The 20,005-nt window shown below is 54.7% G+C and carries 11 protein-coding genes; 2 read left to right on the top strand and 9 right to left on the bottom strand.

Translation table 11 applies throughout. The features are described from left to right. Positions 1-254 precede the first annotated feature (254 nt). Positions 255-2,324, bottom strand: coding sequence for a vWA domain-containing protein (locus ABEA92_RS11145; protein ID WP_345683900.1), 2,070 nt, complete (start codon positions 2,322-2,324; stop codon positions 255-257). Positions 2,325-2,916: 592 nt separating this feature from the next. On the opposite strand from ABEA92_RS11145, the gene ABEA92_RS11150 reads away from it, so the two are divergent. Continuing rightward, a complete protein-coding gene (locus ABEA92_RS11150) occupies positions 2,917-3,591 on the top strand; it encodes a metallophosphoesterase family protein (protein ID WP_345683901.1) in 675 nt (224 codons plus the stop codon). A 141-nt stretch (positions 3,592-3,732) separates the two neighbouring features. Here ABEA92_RS11150 and trxA read toward each other — a convergent pair whose 3' ends face one another. The 8 genes from trxA to ABEA92_RS11190 form a co-directional block, all read right to left on the bottom strand. After that, positions 3,733-4,062 carry a thioredoxin gene (trxA, locus tag ABEA92_RS11155; RefSeq protein WP_040765998.1) on the bottom strand — a complete coding sequence of 110 codons (330 nt, stop codon included), beginning with the start codon at positions 4,060-4,062 and terminating at the stop codon, positions 3,733-3,735. Between the two features lie 105 nt (positions 4,063-4,167). After that, entirely contained in the window at positions 4,168-4,908 is a 741-nt protein-coding gene (locus tag ABEA92_RS11160) for an NUDIX hydrolase (RefSeq protein WP_345683902.1), read from the bottom strand. Between the two features lie 179 nt (positions 4,909-5,087). Further along, positions 5,088-7,085, bottom strand: a complete 1,998-nt coding sequence (locus ABEA92_RS11165; RefSeq protein ID WP_345683903.1) for a c-type cytochrome domain-containing protein — start codon at positions 7,083-7,085, stop codon at positions 5,088-5,090. Between the two features lie 70 nt (positions 7,086-7,155). Continuing rightward, positions 7,156-9,639 carry a DUF1549 domain-containing protein gene (locus ABEA92_RS11170; protein WP_345683904.1) on the bottom strand — a complete coding sequence of 828 codons (2,484 nt, stop codon included), beginning with the start codon at positions 9,637-9,639 and terminating at the stop codon, positions 7,156-7,158. A 118-nt stretch (positions 9,640-9,757) separates the two neighbouring features. Beyond that, positions 9,758-12,199 carry a pre-peptidase C-terminal domain-containing protein gene (locus ABEA92_RS11175; protein WP_345683905.1) on the bottom strand — a complete coding sequence of 814 codons (2,442 nt, stop codon included), beginning with the start codon at positions 12,197-12,199 and terminating at the stop codon, positions 9,758-9,760. A gap of 164 nt (positions 12,200-12,363) precedes the next feature. Beyond that, entirely contained in the window at positions 12,364-13,665 is a 1,302-nt protein-coding gene (locus ABEA92_RS11180) for a DUF1501 domain-containing protein (RefSeq protein ID WP_345683906.1), read from the bottom strand. Between the two features lie 563 nt (positions 13,666-14,228). Beyond that, positions 14,229-17,174 carry a hybrid sensor histidine kinase/response regulator gene (locus ABEA92_RS11185; protein WP_345683907.1) on the bottom strand — a complete coding sequence of 982 codons (2,946 nt, stop codon included), beginning with the start codon at positions 17,172-17,174 and terminating at the stop codon, positions 14,229-14,231. A gap of 51 nt (positions 17,175-17,225) precedes the next feature. Further along, positions 17,226-18,293: a M42 family metallopeptidase gene (locus ABEA92_RS11190; RefSeq protein ID WP_345683908.1), complete on the bottom strand. Its 1,068-nt coding sequence runs from the start codon at positions 18,291-18,293 to the stop codon at positions 17,226-17,228. 1,124 nt (positions 18,294-19,417) lie between these two features. Between ABEA92_RS11190 and ABEA92_RS11195 the strand changes: the two genes are divergently transcribed. Beyond that, positions 19,418-19,990 carry a helix-turn-helix domain-containing protein gene (locus ABEA92_RS11195; protein ID WP_040770725.1) on the top strand — a complete coding sequence of 191 codons (573 nt, stop codon included), beginning with the start codon at positions 19,418-19,420 and terminating at the stop codon, positions 19,988-19,990. The last annotated feature ends 15 nt before the right edge of the window (positions 19,991-20,005 follow it).

Below are 20,005 nucleotides of genomic sequence, written 5' to 3' on the forward strand. Positions count from 1 at the left end.
GCCCCGGTTCCGCGCTGGAACCATGGCTAGCGGAAAAACGCAACGCTGTGAAGCTTTTTCTCGTACCTACCTTCGCCAGAAGGTGGTGATTTGTATTGGCCGGCAATCATCCACGCTCTGGCAATCATCCACGCTCTGGCAATCATCCACGCTCTGGCAATCATCCACGCTCTGGCGAGCGTAGCTACGGAACGCAAATGCTTCACATCGTTGGGCAAAACGGCCGATCGATTGAAAGACTTCTGCCTAGCTGCTTACAGCTTAGGAATCGGACGTGAAGGTGCCTTATTGAGCATTCGTTTCTGATCGTCTCGCGGTGGATTGTTGTTATTGCCGCCACCACCACGACCAGGTTTACGAGGCGTCAAATCGGTGAAGGTCTCTTTCCATTTCCATCCAATCGGTACCGCAAGCTCTTGCTCGGCAAGCAGTGCCCAAGGCGTACCTTTGTGATCGCGTGTGACGCCTTCGAGCAGCTCCTTGGCCAGCGCGGCTTCGCGTTCCCATTTGCTGCCCACGGAAATCTCTTCGCTCGGTTCTAAGATCCAAGTGTTGTTCTTTGCATCTTCGAAGGGCATCCCGCGTTTGCCTTTGGCCAGCATCGCGTTGTAGGTTTCGGTACGGACCTTCTGAGCCAGCACGCGTCCCATCGCCAAGTCGTATCCCGCTTTCCAGCGAAGACTTTCTTCGCTGTCGCGCGCCTTCATGCCGGGTTCAAGGATGGTGGCCATTTGGATCAACGTGGGTTCCAACTTGGCTGCGTCCTGTTGTGCCTTGGTCAAATCGCCGACCAACTGGGCTTCGCTGCGTTTGACAAAGCGGGTCTGCGGACGTGACAGTCCCTGCGCGGGTCGCATCTGAGCCGCTTGCACAAGGGCTTGTCGCAGCGGGCTGGCTTTTACCTTGGTCACGTAATCTTGAGGTGCCAGGTAGTCCGGGCGATATCTGGCCATCGCACCTGGATCAAAAAAGTATTCGATGTCCGAAGCATAAGCGTCGATCTCGGACGACCGAACGCGTCGCGAAACATTGCGATTGGGATGGACCGTGAAATAGATTCCTCCCGTTTCGTAACACAAACGCGTCAACGCATAAGGTCCGAATCCACTATCGATCACCGGCTCCTTTTTAAAGTCCGCGGTGAAACCGACCTGAACTTGTTCTGGGTAAAAGGTCTCTGGACCTTGATCGACCTGAGCCCATTGAGGCGATTGATCGTATTTAGGGTCAGGGTCGACGTACTTGACCAACGTATGTTCGCGACCAAACGGCGCGGGAACCCCGATCACGTAAACGGGAATCGCCCATTTGCGACATGCCTCGATCGATTGCTCGAGCATGTGGGCATCATCGCCTCGTTCGTCCGTCACGACCACAAACAATACGTTTCGTTGAGGGCCGTTGCCGCCACGGCTGCGACGCAGCGATTTGTATTGATCGGCAGCAGATGAAATGGCGGAAAAGACCCGTTCTTCACCGGAGGCATCGACGGGAATGTTTTGCACAATCGATTGCATCTCTTCGAGATCTTCAATCGGTTCTTCGGTAAACAGGGTGACGGTTTTGCCAAAGCCAATGACCGAACTCAGCAGTGGGCTGTCGTGGGTGTCACGGCGGAACCCAGCCGCGTTGCTCTCTTTGGCAATCCCCAGCTCGCTATAGATTCGATGGAAGCGGTCTCGGATCTCTTGGCGTTGACGATGAAGCGATCCGCTTTGATCAAACAACCACACGACCAACGTCGGACGTTCTTCGAGTGACTGCAGAATCTCGAACGTGATTCGGTCCACCGCGCCGGCGGCACCTTGGGTGCTCTGGCCAACTTGCCCTTTCTGGTTCTTCAATCGATCCAGCGGCGCGACCGCTTGGGTGAACATTTTGTTGACCATGATCTGCCCCAAATCGGTCGGTTCGAGATCGACCGGGTTGGGAATCTCAGAGATCTCGGCAAACATCTCGGCCGAAGCTTCCGCCATCGCCGCATCGGCGGTGCTGTTCGCGCCGACTTCGGTTTGCGGCAGGTCACTGTAGGTCACATCGTCGATCATCTCGACTTTTTCGATTTCTTCTTCGGCCGGTGGCGACACTAACACCACGGCTTCTTCGTCCACCGGCATGACTAAGGGAACCAGCGCCAAGGACAAGATGATGATCAAATGCACCAACATGCTGCCAGCAAACGCAGTGGTCTCGCTCGCCGCAAAGAACGACTCTTCTTCGAGTTCTTCTTCGTCCCAAGCATCGACCGCTTCGAGATTGCTCTGCAAGCCTTCGGTCGCAACAGGACCATTTTGCGAATTGCTTGGAGGGGTCGGAATCGTCATTTGCACTTAACCATTCGGTTCAAAAATGTCGGAGCCAGTTGCGAATCACATCACGGAAAAGGATCACACTCTCGCCGCGCCAGGACATCGTTCGGAGAGCGAAGGCGATAAGTTTTGCATGATCCATCTCGATCCCCCCGGCGAAGTGATCAGTGAGACGACATGGCTTTATTTTACTTCAATTCCAACGCCGCGGGTGTCACGTACGGCGTTTTGCGAACAAGGGCATTAAGGACAAGGTTTGGTGGCCTCGCATGGTCCAACCACGCCGGCGACAAAAAATCGCAATTTACGACAAAAAAAGGGGACAGCACCACGAAAGTCCAAAAAACGTTATCATCGTCCAAGGTGTTATCGATTTGAAGTCGATTCTCGCAGCCCGCCGTTCACTAAATTACAACGAAAACGGTCCGGTTTTGTACCCAGAAAACCTGCGACGCCATCCATCTGGGACGCTTCCGCTCGCCAGAGGCAGGGGGCTGCTAATTGCCAACTTCAACTTGTATTAGTACCCTTGATTTTATACCGTTAGAACTAGCGGAAAATTGAATCCACAATAGTCAAACTGAATACAGCATGGGGCTTTTCAAAATTGTCTGAGCGACTCATCGCAATCGGAGACATCCACGGCTGTAAGGTCGCTTTAGAGCGATTGATTGCAGAGGTTGCGCCGACGACCAAAGACATTGTCGTCACCCTGGGCGATTACGTGGACCGAGGGCCTGATTCCCGGGGGGTGATCGACACCCTGATCGAATTGCGTAAATCGACTCAGTTGATTGGATTGGTGGGAAACCACGAAGAAATGATGCTGGAGGTCGTTCGTGACGGACAATCGCCGCACGGTTGGCTCAAATACGGCGGCGTTGAGACGCTTGATAGCTACGGTTTCGATGGCGGATTGGACTTTTTGCCGCAGAGCCATGAGGATTTCTTCGATTCACTCGGCGATTACTTTGAATACGAAGACTATTTCTTTACGCATGCCGCCTACGATCCCGACACGCCGCTGGAACACCAACCGCCTGAGATGCTGCGGTGGTACACGCTAAACGACGGATTCCCAGCGGCTCACATCAGCGGCAAAACGGCTGTCGTCGGCCATACGGCGATGCGTGACGGCGAAATCCTCGATATCGGCCATCTGCTGGACATCGACACCTTTTGCTACGGCGGAGGCTGGCTGACAGCAATCGATCTGTACAGCCGTCAAGTATGGCAAGTCGCCCAAGACGGACGTGTCCGCAGCACCCAAGCCCAGTACTAGCCAGTACACGGCCAATGCCATCAACCTTGCGTAGCGATCCGTAAAGATCCAACGGGCCAGGTCACGGCGCAAGAATCGGCGCATAAAAAAAGGCACGGTGAATCGCCACAGTGCCTAGGAGGTCAACGCATCCTGTGATGCTTAAGCCACCGACGCATCGAGTGCTTGTTGGAGCGCTGCCTTGGGGCGAACGCCAACAAAACTTTCTGAAACTTCGCCACCTTTGAAAACCAACAGCGTAGGAATGCTGCTGATTCCGAACTTCTGGGCGATTCCAGGGTTGTCGTCGATGTTGATCTTGCCAATCTTGACCGATGGGTTTTCGCTGGCCAATTCGTCAATCATCGGAGCGATCTGACGACATGGACCACACCAAGGTGCCCAAAAGTCAACAAGCACAGGGGAGTCAGACTGAAGGACTTCGCTATCGAAGTTCTCGTCAGTGAATTCTTTTACAGCATCAGATGCCATGGAAACTTCCTTTTTAAAAATAGGTTGCCAGCGCAAATTGTTAGTCAAAGAGCGTCTGCTGTCAATTTGCCCCACTGTCAAAGTGGCCTAATTACCAGTTACTTTTCATCGATTAGGATAGGGCAGCAATATCCGAGCCAATTCGTCCAAAATCATCGCGGTTGCACCCCAAATCCGATAGTCTTGGTATTGAAACGCCGGAGCGGCGAATTGCAGCGTATCAGCTCCGGTTGAAGGGTTTCGATCGGCCCTTGTTTCAATGAAATGCACTCGCTTTTTCATCTGGACCACCGTTCGCCGCGATGGACGAAGTAATTCCTGCAGCGGCATCAGAATCACATTTTCGACTTCGATCGGATCCGGCTGCCACTGAGTTAATGGTGGTTCGATGACAAAGACCACCGGCTGGACCGCATTATCGCTGGCATAAACGTATTGTGGGTGCAGACGGCCGCAATACGTTTGCACCTGCGGCCGTACTCCAAGCTCTTCTTCGAATTCACGCAGTGCAGCGTCTTCGGCCGATTCGCCTTGCTCCTGCCGGCCTCCAGGCAAACAGATCTGACCGCCGTGATGCTTCAGCGTCAGCGGACGCTGCGTCAGCGGAATCACCCACTGCTGATGTGTGTCCTGGAACAACGAAATCGCCACGGCGGCTTGGCGACACCCCCGACGTGCGGGGCCGCGATGGCGACCGTAGGCCAACCCGGGATACATCGGTTCCAACCGATCCGAGCGGCGAGATCGGTTCGCTCCGCAGCGTCGAGTGCTAAGCTGCTTGGTCAAGAAGCGGCCGAGATCATCCGCGATCATGCCCGCACGTTGTTGTGATGATGGAAAAGTCATGGAGGTCAATCGAGCTCAATAATCGCGTCCTTGATGCACGTTTTCCAACACCACCGAGTTTTATTTCCAACGCGATGAATTGAACGGGCGGCATTGCAAGCGTACCGCGTTGGGGATGGCGAACCACACGTCTACGCGTGGTAGCACACGATCCCCACTGCACCTCATTTAACTTAGCACTAGTTGATGGCGGCTGACAATTGATCCAATTTCGTTTGGACTGCCGTCAATTGAGTGGCCACGCCGTCATACTTCTGCTTCATCGCATCAGCCGCCTGCTGGGCTTTGGCCAATGCTTCTTGCAGTGCGGGCAAGCCTTTGGCCAATTCGGCAGCTTCCGCCGTCTTCGCCGCAGCGGTTTGTTGATGCGTCGCGATCGATTGATGAGTCGCGATGCGATCACGACGCAGTTTGACCAATTGGCTCAAGTGATCGATCAGTGCCTGTTCGGCCGCTGCCACCGCGTCCAGCTTGTTTGCGTCGCCGTTGGTTTGCACGCGAACCGCGATCACCGCGTCATGCTTGTCACGTGACGCCCCCGCCAACGCAGGGATCTGTCCATCGAGCTCGCCTACTTTCTTGGCTGCGGCGTCGGCAGCCGCTTTTGATTTTTCAGCTTCCGCCTTGGCCGCGGCAATCTTGGCATTGAGTTCGTCGATCGGTTTTTGAGCCGCGGCGACAGCGTTCATCGCGGCATCGAGCTCGGCTTTGATCGGTTGCATCGTCTTTTGAATCGATGCCAATTGCTGCTGGACGACCTTGGCACGTTCGGCTGCCGGCGGTGGGTTGGCCGCCAACGCTTCTTTCTGTTCTGGTTTTTCAGCCGATGCACTGAAGACTTGGCCATCCCAATCCCCGTAGATCACTCGGCTGCCATCGTGAGAAATCGCAACTTCGAGCACGTCTTCGCTAACGGGTTGGAATTGATGAATCAGTCCCCCGCCAGCGTCCCAAAGTTTGGCTCGGTTGTCTTTACCGGCGGTCACGAGTCGACCTTGATGATCAAAAGCGACTGCGGTCACCCCGCCGCCATGAGCATTGAATGATTTGATGGTTTTCCCTTCGACGACGTCCCACAGTTTGACCGTTCCGTCGTCGCTCGCACTGGCCAAGACATTCGAATCGTCCCGCCATGCCACGGAATTGATCGATCCTTTGTGTCCCGTCAAATCCAGGTACAGTCGCCCCGTGTCGGCTTCCCACAAACTCAAGCCACCGGAACGATCCCCCGACGCGATCAACACCCCATCGGGGCTGTAGGCGACCGCAAAGATCCAATCGGTATGTTTTTTGAGATCAAAGATCAACTCGCCATCGGTGGCGTCATAGACACGCAACATCTTTTGTGGTCCGCCCATCGCGACTCGCGACATGCTCGCGTTGACGTCGGCATCAAACACCACATCGAATTCGTCACCGACGGTCGCCACACGTTCGCCGGTTTTGACATCGTAAATCGCCGCGATCCCTTTGAGTGAATGCTCGCCACCGCCTGCGATCAAAAAGCTGCCGCCGCGACTAAACCGCAGCGACTGAGCAATGCCCTCTTCGAATGGCAAAATTCCAAGCAACTCGGATGTTTCGGTGTGGTACAGCGAGATCTGTTTTTGTCCCGCGATCGCGACCAAGGGTGCCCATGGGCTTGTCCCAATCGCTGAAATGGCGGCAGCACGTTCGGTAGCAACGGGCACTCGCTGAGGAATCGATTCGGGCATCGCCACAGGACCTTCGGGTTTCCCGCCGGTGGAGGCGACAAACGCAAGCGAGTTCTTCTTTTTCGCTTTGACTTTGGAACCCGAGTTTTCCAGGATTCCTCCTTCGATCCAAGCTTGAATGACCGCGAGCTGTTCGGCGGGCAGTTTGTCTTGGTTTGGCGGCATGATCGGCGTGTCGTCATGATTGACCAATTGCCACAAACGGCTGGCCGATGGATCGCCGTCGTCGTACACCACTTCGCCACTACCCCCCCCTTCGATCAATGCCGTGTAGGTGTCGAGAGCCAAGCCGCCCTTTTTATCGCCTTGGTTGTGACAACTAGCACAATGTTGGCGAAAGATCGGCTTCACATCATCTTCGAAAGTGACCTTTTTCACTTCCGGAGTGGACTTTTCGTCGGCCGCGAAGCTGACTCCGCAACCAGCTAAAACAAACAGTGCGGCAATATTCAGTCGATTCATAGCGATTGGAAATCGTGTGGAGAGGCGAAATTTTTTCGAGTAGGAAATCAAAGACGGTCTTTCATTTTAATCAGTGATTAAACGCAAACTCGCGACTGTTCAGCACGGCCCAGAAAACATCCGATAGTTCAGCCGTGCTGTCCCCTTCGGCCGGCATTGTGGCCAGCAGCTTTTCTCGCTCTTCCTTGGTCGGTTTGCGAGCGAGCGAGCGGATATAGATTCGCTCAATCACCTGCTCGTTGCTGAGCTTCTCTTCTTTCACCCATTTTTGAATCACCTTGCCCTGCTCGATTTTGTTGGTTACCGAGCTTCCGTTTAGCAGGTGCAGTGCTTGCGAAAGCGATGGCGACGTGGTCGCTTCACACTCGCATACCGTGGCCCGTGGTGAACGGCCAAAGGTGTCTAGGAAGTAAGTCGAGGTTGCCCCGTCGGCGATCTGCACCGCCGATGCTCCGAGCGGCAACCCGCGATACTTTTCCGGAGCTTCGGTGACTTGGCACAAGCAATCAAGCATGCTTTCGGCCGGAATACGTCGCACCACGGCATACGCATAGTTGCGATTGTCATGAGCATTGGTTTCGTTGGATTGGCAACTGCGTTGATACGCTTCGCTGTTGCAAATATCGCGAACGAGTGACCGCATGTCGAAGTTGTATTCAACCAATTTATTGCCCAGCGTGTCGAACAGTTCGGGGTTGCTTGGCGGGTTACTGATGCGGATATCGTCGACTTGATCCACCAACCCAACGCCCATGAAATGAGCCCAAATTCGGTTCGCAATCGAGCGTGCGAAGTAGGGGTTTTCCTTGCTGGTCAACCAATTTGCCAACACTTCGCGTCGATCTTTGCCTTTGGTGTCGGGCGATTCACCACCCAAGAAACGAGGCGGAACCGGTTTGCCGGTGACGAGGTGATTGACCTCGCCACTAAAGCGGTTGTAAACAATCTTTTCGCGATAATCTTCGGCTTGTTTGCGTCCGACTTGCGAGAAGAACGATGCGAAACCGTAGTAATCGTCCATGGTCCAGCGGTCAAACGGGTGATTGTGACACTGGGCACATTGCGTGCGAATCCCCATAAAGACTTGCGCGACATTTTCAGCCGTCTTCAGCGTGTCACGCTCGATTTCGTAGAAGTTGGTTGCCGGCGACGTGAACGTTCCCCCGGTGCTGGTCAACAATTCACGGACCATTTGATCGATCGGCACGTTGCGAGCAAATTTGTCGGTCAACCAATTGGCATACAAGAACGCGGACTTGTAACTGACCGTATTGCTGCTTTTGATCATCAACAGCTGAGCAAATTTCATAGCCCAGATCTCGCTGAACTCTTTGCGTTCGAGCAAACGATCGATCAATTCCGCACGTTTGTTCGGCGCGGCGTCGGCAACAAATTGTTGATACTCTTGTTCGGTCGGCAACAATCCGGTGATGTCCAACGTGACCCGTCGCAGGAATTCTTCGTCACTGCAGCGTCCGCTTGGCAAGATGCGAAGTTGCTGTAGCTTTTTGCCAACCAACTGATCGATATATTCGCCTTCGATTTTCGGAGCGGTGTACTGCAAATCAGTTGGCAGTGCCAATACTTGGCTGCCCACCGTTTCGGTGACAAAACGAGCCGTCACGAATGCTTCGCCACGGCGGCCCGCGGTGACCACGCCCAGCGAATCGATTGCGGCGGTGCCTGAGTTATTGGAGGTGAACGCGGCCAAACGAGTGACATCGCGGGTGCTGCCATCGCTATAGGTAGCCACGGCAACAAATCGCTGCTGAGATCCCTCGCCTTCGATCACCGCTTGCGGTGGATAGATCGCAAGCGATTGGACGGCCGGTGGTTTGGCGTCTGCAGGATCCGATTTGGCACCCTTTTGCAACCACTCTAAAATCGTGGCGTAGTAATCCGAATCGGTGTCAAACAACTTGCCTCCGGAGTGAGGCACCGCACCGATCGCTTTCTTTAGAAACAGACTTTCTTCGGGGACGGCTAGATTGATCCGGCGAAAACCGATTTCGCGGGTGATGCGAAAGTAATCGCCTTCGGGGTCAAACCCAAACAAACTGATTCGGAAACCGTCTTTCCCGCGAGCCGCACCGTGACAGGACCCGGTATTACACCCCGATCGCGTCAACACAGGCATGACGTCTTTTTCGAAACTGATCTCGGGCTTGGTTGTCGCACCGGTCACCGTCACCGGCACGCGAACTTCGGTGCCCGCATAGGAACCAACCAGTTCGGTTTTTCCATCGGCAACGGGATACAGCATGAAACCATCGCGACGCACTTTCGATGCATCCGCGATCGACCACTCCATCCGCTCGCTGGCGTCTTCGGTAATCCCATCGTCGCGTCGAAGGACAGCAACAAAGGATTGGAAATCGCGAGCGGAACCAAGCTTGATCTCGCTTGGATAAACCGCGATGTCCGGTCGACGCGCCGCGTTGCCGCTAGGAGTCGATGACTCGGGCGTGACCGCGATCGCGGTGACGGCGCCGGTCCACAGGATGGCCACGCCAAGAGCGATCCGCTCGAGTGATTTGATGAATGGAAACTTCATGCCGATGTTCCTCGTTGAACAATTAAAGCGATCGATGAAATGCGGGATCGATAGAATACGGTGGGAAAGGGAAGCGACGGGGCGGACCATATAGGCCCACCCCAAGTCGCCATGCGTGTTATTGGTTCTTCATTTGGCGAAGCTGTTCGAGCCGGCTAAGCGGTTTTGGCGCGGCGGGTTTCGCTTCGGCCGGTTTGGGTTTTGCAGCCGGCTTGGCTGGTTCGTCTTTCTTCGGTGGCAACGGTTTGTCCACACGGATCTCGCCGGTGCCATTGGTTTGCACAATCACTTCGTCCCCAACGGTCACGCGTGATTTGCACACAAGCGTTTTGTGGTTTCCGGTTTTGGCGTCTTTGGCAACCGTGATCGGGAAAACCACGCTGGTTGCATCTTGACTGATTTTTTGAACCGCAGCCGAGCTGGTCACCCCATTGGGGATTCCGACCAATTCCACTTCCGCTTCGCCCGGCAGCTCTCTGAGCACTTCGATTTCCACTGCCACCGACGCGTCAGTTCCAAGTTCTGCAGCAGAGCGAGGAAACTTGAAGCTGAACAGCTGTGGTTGGATCTCCAACATGATCGGTTGTGTCGCGATTTCCGCGGTCCCGTTATCGGTGGGATAGCTTGCGATCATAATCACCGGCCACGTTCCCACGGCAGCACTGCCGTTCGCGGTGATCGGAATTTGAACTTCAGTTTGGCCTTTGTCGATTTTGCGGCTATTGTTGACCGCGACTCCGGGCGGATTGTAGAGCGTGCGAAGCGAAACCGCCCCATCGAAGCCTTCGCCACGTTTGATGCGAACAACCAATTCTTTGCTGCCATCACGCACGATAGGCGTTTTCGGTTGAACCAGCTCAATTTCAAACGGGGCCGCGTCGGTGACGGCGACCGCAGCACGATCGGTATCGTAGCCCCACATCGGGCGACGGTTCTGACCGAGCACCAATTGGTGAGTCTGCTTTAGCTGGCCCGTGACAGTGGCGTTTTTCTCGTCGCCTTTGCCACGAATATCAAACAGCGAAGCGGCGTGAGTCGCGTCGGCTTTGGCGGTCAACAACACCGGGATCTCGCCACGCCCTGCGGGGATCGAAAAGGTTTGTGCGACGACGTTTTCGGGAAGCCCATCAAGCTCCATGTAAATTTCGCCGTTGTAACCTCGACGTGTGGCGTTGACCATGAACGCGGTTTGGCCGCCGATTGGTACGGAAACCACTTGAGGGTAATAACGTCGCAACTCGGCCAAGTTCAAATCAAACTCACTCACCGCCGGGGCGACTTCGATTCGGTAATGATGGATAGGGCTGCCGCCGCGGAGATGATCGTAAATGCGAACGCTGTGTTTGCCGTCCGCTGGTGCCGTGAATTCGACAAACGGGTCCATGTTGGTGCCGATGTCATCCGAAGAAGACAACGTTTTTCCATCCGGCCCATAAACGTTCAACACCGCGTCCAACGGTGATCGAATCACATTGCGTGCGAACACAGTGACTCGAAAACGCTGGCCTTTTTTGCATTGGAAGCTGAAGCAATCAAAGTCACCCTCTTTTTCAATCACGCCACAAAATGCTGCGGGCACCGCCGATTCGGGCGCCTTGGCACGGTCATCGTTGGGTTCCTGTTCCATGACCACGGGCAAGTCGTTGACTCGCACCCAGTTGGGCGATGGCGAAATGCCCTTTTCGTTCTCGGTGACCACTGCCCATTGATCGTGTGCTTCGCTCGGAAGTTGAACCGAAGCCTCGCTGACCGTGCCATCGAGTGCCACCAAGTTGGCTTTCAGCGTGTCGCCGGGAACACCACCACCGGGAATGGCGGCAACAGGCCGTGGGAACGTGCCCACGTGCAACCGGTAACCGGCCGCACTACTGCCTCCGAACGAACTGTCACGCACCAAAACGGTGTAGACGCCGTCTTCGGTCGCGGTGAACGAACACAGGCCATCTTGTTGCAACAGAGCCGAATCGTCACTGGTGGCGACTTCGAAACGGCCTTCGTTCAAAATTGCGACAAACGGGTCAAGGATATTTTGGTTGTTTAGCGAATACGCGATACGCAGACCTTCGATCTCGACGTTCAGTGTTTCGCCAGCCTTTAGTTTGACTTGGAAATGGTCAACGTCCTCGCGTTCGACCACACCCTCGACCGTCGTATTGAGTTCGATCGGCTGCGGCTTGCTGAAATCATTGTTGGGTTCGACCTCTTGGACCACTGGCATCGACCCGACGCCCAACAGTCGCAGATTGGCAATCCCGCTCTTGGTGATCAAGCGGACCGGATACAGACCAGGAGCGAGGTTCTCGTCGGCCTTTAACTTGACTTCGACCTTCGAGTTGTCGATCGGCTTGACTTCGAGAATCGTGATGCCGGGGACATCGGTCAACACTTGATGGGCATCCTTCAGGCGTGCGCCTTGAAACAACACCGTTGTTTCTTCCCCACGGCGAACGCCGAGAGGTTTTAGACGAGTGACTTCAGGAAGCGTTGCCATTGCGGTCGTGGCAACCAGCGTGGTCAAGCTAAACGCAACAAACGTGGCAGCAAAAAATCGTGAATTCACTTGGACGTCCAAAGGTGGCGAGTTCAAACGATGCGAAGCGGCAAATCAATACCGCACTAAAAATAATTAACAGCAGGCGTCATTGCGGGGAGGAGGACACTAAGTGCCTCACCCCGCTTGAGCTTTTGACAACATCAACAACCCCCGCACAACGTGCGAAAGCGTTACGCCAATAGCGGCTCGATGAGATTGCCGCCGTCGACAATTTCGATCGGGCGATCACCAGGAGCCATCAATTCTTTGTCAGCAACGATGCCCAACAAGCGATACATGGTGGTCGCCAGGTCGGCCGGCGAAACCGCGTTTTCTTCGGGTTCTGATGCGGTCGAATCCGAGGCACCATAGATCATGCCGCCCTTGATCCCACCGCCGGCCAGCATCACGCTGAACACCTTTGGCCAATGGTCACGCCCGGCGTCCTTGTTGATCTTCGGCGTTCGGCCGAACTCGCTGCTGACCATGACAAGCGTTTCATCGAGCATGCCTCGCTCGGACAAATCGTCCAACAGCGCGCCCAACGCAACGTCCAACGCCGGAGTCAATCGCCGCATGCCGCCGGTGATGTCGTTGTGCATATCCCAACCGCCGTAGGTCAGGGTCACCAAACGAGTCCCAGCTTCGACCAAACGACGTGCCATCAACATGCGTTGACCGGCTTCGTTGCGGCCGTAGCGGTCACGCATCTTGGCGTCTTCTTTTTCGATATCGAATGCTTCACGAGCAGCCGGGGTGTCAAGCAGATCATACGCTCGTTGATAGAACGTATTCATGGCTTCGATATTGTCGGCCTGGGTCACCGAGGTGAAATGGCTATTGACCACTTCCAAGGCGTGCTTGCGACGCGAGAAACGCTGTTCGTCCACACCGCCAGCGAGGTTCAGGTCGCGGACCTTGAAATCACTGCGGTTGGGATCCGAACCAAGGGCGAACGCACCATAGCTGCTAGGCAGATAGCCGGTCCCGGCGAATTCATTGGGGACATTCGGGATGCAAACGTATGGAGGCAGGTTGTTGCGAGGCCCGTACTCGTGACTGACGACCGAGCCGAAGCAAGGATACTGAAGCGCCGGGCTCGGCTTGTATCCAGTGAACATATTGTGAGTGCCCCGCTCGTGAGCCGCTTCACCGTGACTCATCGATCGAATGACGCTGAACTTGTCCGCTCGCTTGGCCAATTGAGGCACCGTCTCGCAGAAGACTTCGCCGGTATTGGTTTTGATCGTCTTCAGTTCGCCACGATATTCAATCGGGCTATAGGGTTTGGGGTCAAACGATTCTTGCTGTGCCAAACCACCGGGCAAAAAGATGTGAATGACACTCTTCGCCTTGGCCTCGACAAAATCATATTGTTTTTGCTCGGCCGCCGCCTGACGCATTAGCAATTCGGGTAGCGACAACCCAATCGTGCCGAGGGTTCCGGCGGCGAGAAAGCCACGACGGCTCAAAGGATTTCCGTGACAACGCATGTTTGCAATTCTCCGAATTGAGAAACGTTCAACGTGATTGGATAGAATTCGAGCGATCTAGAGGGAACCGAGAACGCTCGACGGGCACAGTCTCGAAGAGTCGGATGTGATGTTACTCTGTTTCATCACGTCAAGCTCAAGGAGGGGACAACATCTCTGTGCGTGCAGTAAGTCAAGCTCGCCAGAGACACGATGCGGCATTAAGGTGGGCCCAGATCCGGAGAGCAACTTGTTTTTTTCTGAAAAAAAGCTGCCGGTGGCTCTGGTGTATTTGGGGAGGGAAGCAAGTCTATAGGCTTGTTTTTCAGCGGGATTGTAAGACAACCACGCGATTCAGAGGACGATTCTAGCAAAAAAACGGGGGAAAGTCAATGATATTCGGGGGCCTGCTAAGCACCAAGAGGCGGAATTGGTAGGCGATCCAGGCGTGTTGGCCTGCGTGGGGCAAGGATTTCAGCGAATGTTTAATAGGGGGGCGCCCCGAATGTCCCTTTATCTCCATAGACCTTGCCGCGTCGGGCAAGCCGCAACCGAATCCTACTGGACACTTGGCGAAACCAGCCCTAAGTGCTTTTGGAATCGGAAGATGCGGCAACGATGTGCCGCAGAACACGAAGCATCGCAGCGGCTTCTGCATTGAGTTTTTCGAGAAGTTTTACGAGATCTTCACGACGCTGCTCTTTGGCGGCCTGCTCGATCTCGCGTGCTGTTCCGTACACCTGATGGGCGTAAAACAGGTTTGCCGAGCCCTTTAAGGTATGCGCGGCGCGTCCGATCTCGGCCAAATCGCCGTCGGGAACCGTGTTCACTAAGATCCCCATCAGCATCTCGCACTCACCGATAAAGACCTCGGCCAACCTTCGTACTCCCCGCCGTCCGCCGGGAATCCGCGATTCGGCCGCACGCAGATCGACGACATCACCATCGTCATACGGCAGCTCATCCTCTTGGGACTGCTCATCCGGCCGCCCGTCGTGCTGCGGCCCATCCGCCGCGTCGACACCTTCGGCGGCCGGATCATGATCGGCTGTTCCCGGTTGCTTGACCGATTCATCCTTCGCTGGCTTGTCTTTGCCGCAGCCACCTGCGGGATTGTCTGCGAAACGAGCCAACGTTTCCTGCAGCCGTCGAGGGTGAATCGGCTTGGTCAAAAACGCGTCCATCCCGGCGGACAAACAGGAATCCGAGTCTTCTTGCATCGCGGCGGCGGTCAAAGCGATGATCGGGATATGTCGCGGCGGGCTGAACTTTTTTTCCTGCTCACGTATCCGTTTGGTCGCTTCGATCCCATCCATCACCGGCATGTGCATGTCCATCAAGATGACATCGAAGGGTTCTTTCTGCCAACACGCAACCGCTTCGCTTCCATCATTGGCAATTTTGATTTTGTGCCCACATGCTTTTAACATCCCGATCGCGACTTGCTGATTCGCCAGCCCGTCTTCGGCAACAAGGACTCGCATCGGTGAAACGGCATTGACCGGCGTTTGCACCGGCGGATCCGACGCGGGTCCGACCTCAAGCACTTGCACGATCGTATCCAACAATTCCGATTGGATCACCGGCTTGTTCAAGTAACGCGAGATGTCGAGCTCGCGGAGCTGGTCCGAGCGATCCGGAAGATTCGCCGACGACAACATGATCAGCCGAGCGGTGTCGCCGGGGAACTGTTGACGAAGTCGACGAGCCAACTCGAAACCATCCATCTCGGGCATCATGCAATCGAGCACGATCAGCTGAAACGGCTGTTCACGATCGTTGGCTTCACGCACTCGCATCAACGCATGCTTGCCGCCATCGACCAGCGTCGGTTTGAAACCCCAAACAACAAAGATCTCTTCCAAGATCCGACGATTCACCGGGTTGTCATCGACGATCAACACTCGCGTCCCGGCCAATTGTCGCAGTTGACGATCGGGCGTCGCTTGTTTGGCGGCGACCGGGAATGGGGCTGCAAACCAGAACGTCGTGCCTTTGCCGACTTGGCTTTCGACTTCTAATTTCCCCTTCATCAAATCAATCAGCTGCCGAGAAATGGCAAGCCCGAGTCCGGTGCCGCCAAAGCGACGTGTGGTCGACGAGTCGGCTTGCGTGAACGCCTCGAGCACAGATTGGATCTTGTCCTCTGGGATGCCGATGCCAGTGTCGGATACCTGAAAGCGTAGCCACAGCGTTTGTCGATCCTCCGATTCGCCTTTACCATTCGACCTTTCGGTTTCATGGTCCGTCGGCACCGGATCGGTGGTATTGACGTCGACAAAGATATGGCCTGTCTCGGTAAACTTGATCGCATTGCCGATCAAATTCACCAACACTTGCCGCAGCCGTCCGGGGTCACCCATCAAACGACTCGGCACATCGGGAGCGATGCGGCAAAGCAACTCGAGATTTTTTTCCGATGCTTTTACCGACAGCGTCTGGCCCGCTTTTTCAATCACGTCCCTGGCCGAGAAGGGAATCGACTCGAGTTCGAGTTTGTTGGCTTCAATCTTGGAAAAATCGAGAATTTCGTTCAGCAATCGCAAGAGCGAGTCGGCAGAATCGCGAACCAGCGTGTTGTAGTCACGCTGTTCGGGCGTCAGATCCGATTGAGCCAACAGTTCGGACATCCCGATAATGGCGTTCATCGGAGTGCGGATTTCGTGGCTCATGTTGGCCAGAAAATTGCTCTTGGCCTCATTCGCTTTGGTAGCGACATCACGCGCTTCACGAAGTTGTTGTTGAGACTTGGTCAACTCGGTGATATCGCGGCTGATCCCGAAGGTGCCGATGATCTTCCCCGACTCGTCACGAAAAGGCATTTTGGTCGAGATGCACCATGTGTCTTCGCGATCGGCCCACGTTTCGCGTTCGATGCGGTCCACCAACGCTTCACCGCTTTGCATCACTCGCAATTCGTCTTTGCGAGCCAACAACGCATGTTCGGACGTAAAGATGTCCGAGTCATTTTTACCAATGACATCACTTGCGTTTTCCATCGCAAATTTCTTTGCCATGGCATTGCTGATTCTTAGAAAGCGGCTTTCGGTGTCTTTGAAGTAGATCGAATCCGGGATATTATCCAACAACGTCTTCAACAGACTTTGTTCATGCCGCAATTCTTTCTCGGCAGCGATCCGCTCGGTCACGTCCCAGAACATCAGCTGAATGCCGATCACTTTGCCGTGGCTGTCTTTGATCGGACACTTCATCCGCTCGATCCAGCGAGGGCTGCCATCGGCGGAAACCGTCTCTTCGATATTGTGTAACGCCTCGCCGCTTCGTATCACGACTTGGTCATCCGCCACGTAGCTTGCCGCCAAATGGACAGGAAACAGGTCGAAGTCGTCTTTGTTCAATATCGAGCCGAGCGATTGGCCTCGCAGCTCAAGATACTTTTTGTTGGCGAACAGTCGCCGGCCTTCGGTATCTTTGATCAGCAGACTGACCGGCAGCGCATCGGCGAGCGCCTGGTAGGTAGAGCGTGCATCTGCAAACACGCGTTCAAGAAATCCGCTGTCCTGAGCCATAAACCGCCATTCACTCCCATCGATGCTCGCATCATCCTCAAGCACCCTTGTCTATGATGGAATAAAATCATCATCCAATGTTAAGGATAGTGCGAACTTTGCTAACAATTCGGCGACATGGTCGATATCGGACAATGAAATGACCTCGACGGCCGAGTGCATGTAGCGATTGGGAATCGAGACGAGACCGGTCGCCACCCCTCCGCCGTGGATTTGCAACACGTTGGCGTCATTGGGCGTGGCCCGACCGATGGCGGCCAACTGGTAGGGAATTGAGTTTTTTTCCGCCAATTGAATCAAGCGATCCGCCACTTTCGCATTGATGTTCGGCCCGCGGAAAATCACCGGCCCGCGTCCGAGCCGGATATCGCCTTGCTGTTGCTTTTCAATCGTCGGACAATCCGATGCATGGGTCACGTCCACCGCAATCGCGACATCGGGATTGATGCTGCCCGCGGCCGTTTTGGCTCCGCGAAGCCCAATTTCTTCCTGGACGGTCGACACACTGTGCAGGTGACAGCGAAGCGAGTCGACCGACGAGGATGCCCGGCGCAGCGCTTCCATGACGGTCCACATGCCGGTTTTGTTGTCCATTCCTGGCCCGCTGACCAAATCCCCCAGAAGTGGACGGTAGGTCAGGTCCAACGTCACCGGGTCGCCAATACGAACCAATTGCCTCGCTTCGGCCTCGTCTTTGGCACCGATATCCAACCACATCTCTTTGAGCTGAACGACTTGCTTCCGCTCTTGTTCATTGAGCAAGTGGATCGGTTTGCGGCTGATGACGGCGGCGACGGGGCCTTGCGCGGTCCATATCGTCATCGATTGGCCAATCAATTGTTGGGGGTCCCACCCGCCAATCGTCTGGGCGTACAGGAACCCCAGTTCATCGATATGCGAGATCAGCATCCCGATTTGGTCGCAGTGACCGGCAAACATCAGCCGCGGGCCCGATAGATCGCCAACGCTGGCGACCAAGTTTCCATGCACATCCGAGCGGACGTTATCGGCGAAAGGGCGAACGTAGTCGCGAATGAGCGACTGGATCGGCTCTTCAAACCCCGACGGACTGGGGGTTTCGATCGCGGACCGAAAGAAGGCGTGCGCGGCGTCTTGCATTAAAGGGTTTCCTGTGGATGTCAGTGAATGCTAGCAGGCAAAGTGAAAAGCAGATCAGAGCGAAACGCGATTATTGAACGTGGACGGGTGGACGTTGAAATCGATTTCGTGGGCAAAGTTTAGCGGAACCTCAAAGCGAGCGGGTAGACTAGAGTAAAAGAGGAAGAAGAAGCAGCACCTGCGAGCTCGATGTCGCATCAAAAAACTTGAGGGAAGTTCGTCGCGAAACGGCGTTTTCTCGGATCTTTTCCCAGGTTTTGGCCGCTCTGAAGGCCCCCTCCGATCGCGCAATTCCGAAAAACCGATCGCGCCCAAAAATTTTTTTATGGTGAATTCGAGTGGGATTGCCAGTGGTTTGGCACGTCGTCAGTGCGTCGAAAGCGTGAGAAACACAAGAGTTTTTGCGAAACATCCCGATTGGGCGTTGTGGTCGTCAAAACGCTCTTGACAGGCGAAACCGTTGATACTGCTTTTTCGAGATCAAACGCACTAAAGAGTTGACCCTGATTTACTCGACATTAACTCTCGGATCGAGGTGTCTTTTCTTGACGCGTCGAACGCTGCGATTTTTTTGATTCGTTCAAAAGCATGGCAGCGATTCTTCGCGAAGAGCAACCAAGACATTAGCCTCGATCTACCCAGGGGGGAATCTGGGAAACGCGATCATCAACACCTTGCTGCATCTGTGTGGCTGGTTTGGCGATCCGCGAGTACGAACGACCAATATGGCATGGGCTTGCAATCCACAGCGAACCAACATCCTTGTTACTTCGGCACGGGTGTTCGAAACGTTGGGGGTCCAATCTCGCGATAACGGTTTGTCACGACAACTCGCAGCTTCTATCCCCTGAAAAACGATCTCATGTAAATGGGTTCGCCTAATTTTTAATAAACAAACCGCGAGGAATCCCGCTCGGTAAGCGTCGCAGGATGCGAGCCGGCTGGCCCGACCCAGCGTTAATCATGACTGTCAACTTTGCGTTCGTAACCCACTACGAACACAAGACGACCGACTCAGGACCGGTTGAACAGGAAATGAAGGACGAACAAGGCCGCTAGATCAATGGTTACCGACGCACCATTGGTCGAGGGAAAATTAAACGAGGCGTTATGGAGTACCTAGTATGAAGGTCTTCACAACTGGACAGGTCGCCAAGATCTGTAAAGTAGCACCCCGAACTGTATCAAAATGGTTCGATTCGGGACGATTAAAAGGTTATCGCATTCCAGGATCTCAGGACCGACGCATTCCGCGTGAGTACCTGATCAAGTTCTTGAAGGAACACGGTATGCCCCTAGGCGACTTGGAAGACGAAGCGATGGCTAAATGCCTGATCGTCGCCCAAGACCAGGTGCTGATCGAGAACCTCAAGCGTGAACTTCCACCCGAAAAAGCATTCAAAGTGGCTGTGGCCGCGAGCGGTTTCGAAGCGGGAATTCAAGCGGAAAGCTTCAATCCAGACTGTATCATTGTCGACTTCTCGATCGGTAAGATCGAAGCGGTTCAGATTTGCCAAAATCTCCGCAAGAACATCGACTTTACCGATATCGTGCTGATTGCATTGCTTCCCGACGACGGGCAACCGATGAGCTTCGACCGAAGCAGTATCAACGAGACGTTCAAGAAGCCATTCGACGCGCATCTGCTCGCCGAACGCCTGCGAACACTCGTCGGAAGCAAGAAAGAATTAGTCTAGTCAGCAAACCAAGGC

The sequence above is a fragment of the Novipirellula caenicola genome (genome assembly GCF_039545035.1).
In the GTDB taxonomy this organism is placed as follows: domain Bacteria; phylum Planctomycetota; class Planctomycetia; order Pirellulales; family Pirellulaceae; genus Novipirellula; species Novipirellula caenicola.

Coding starts and splice junctions, on each gene's coding strand:
- ABEA92_RS11145 (WP_345683900.1), bottom strand. CDS start 2,324: ATGACGATTCCGACCCCTCCAAGCAATTCGCAAAATGGTCCTGTTGCG.
- trxA (WP_040765998.1), bottom strand. CDS start 4,062: ATGGCATCTGATGCTGTAAAAGAATTCACTGACGAGAACTTCGATAGC.
- ABEA92_RS11160 (WP_345683902.1), bottom strand. CDS start 4,908: ATGACTTTTCCATCATCACAACAACGTGCGGGCATGATCGCGGATGAT.
- ABEA92_RS11165 (WP_345683903.1), bottom strand. CDS start 7,085: ATGAATCGACTGAATATTGCCGCACTGTTTGTTTTAGCTGGTTGCGGA.
- ABEA92_RS11170 (WP_345683904.1), bottom strand. CDS start 9,639: ATGAAGTTTCCATTCATCAAATCACTCGAGCGGATCGCTCTTGGCGTG.
- ABEA92_RS11180 (WP_345683906.1), bottom strand. CDS start 13,665: ATGCGTTGTCACGGAAATCCTTTGAGCCGTCGTGGCTTTCTCGCCGCC.
- ABEA92_RS11185 (WP_345683907.1), bottom strand. CDS start 17,174: ATGGCTCAGGACAGCGGATTTCTTGAACGCGTGTTTGCAGATGCACGC.
- ABEA92_RS11190 (WP_345683908.1), bottom strand. CDS start 18,293: ATGCAAGACGCCGCGCACGCCTTCTTTCGGTCCGCGATCGAAACCCCC.
- ABEA92_RS11195 (WP_040770725.1), top strand. CDS start 19,418: ATGAAGGTCTTCACAACTGGACAGGTCGCCAAGATCTGTAAAGTAGCA.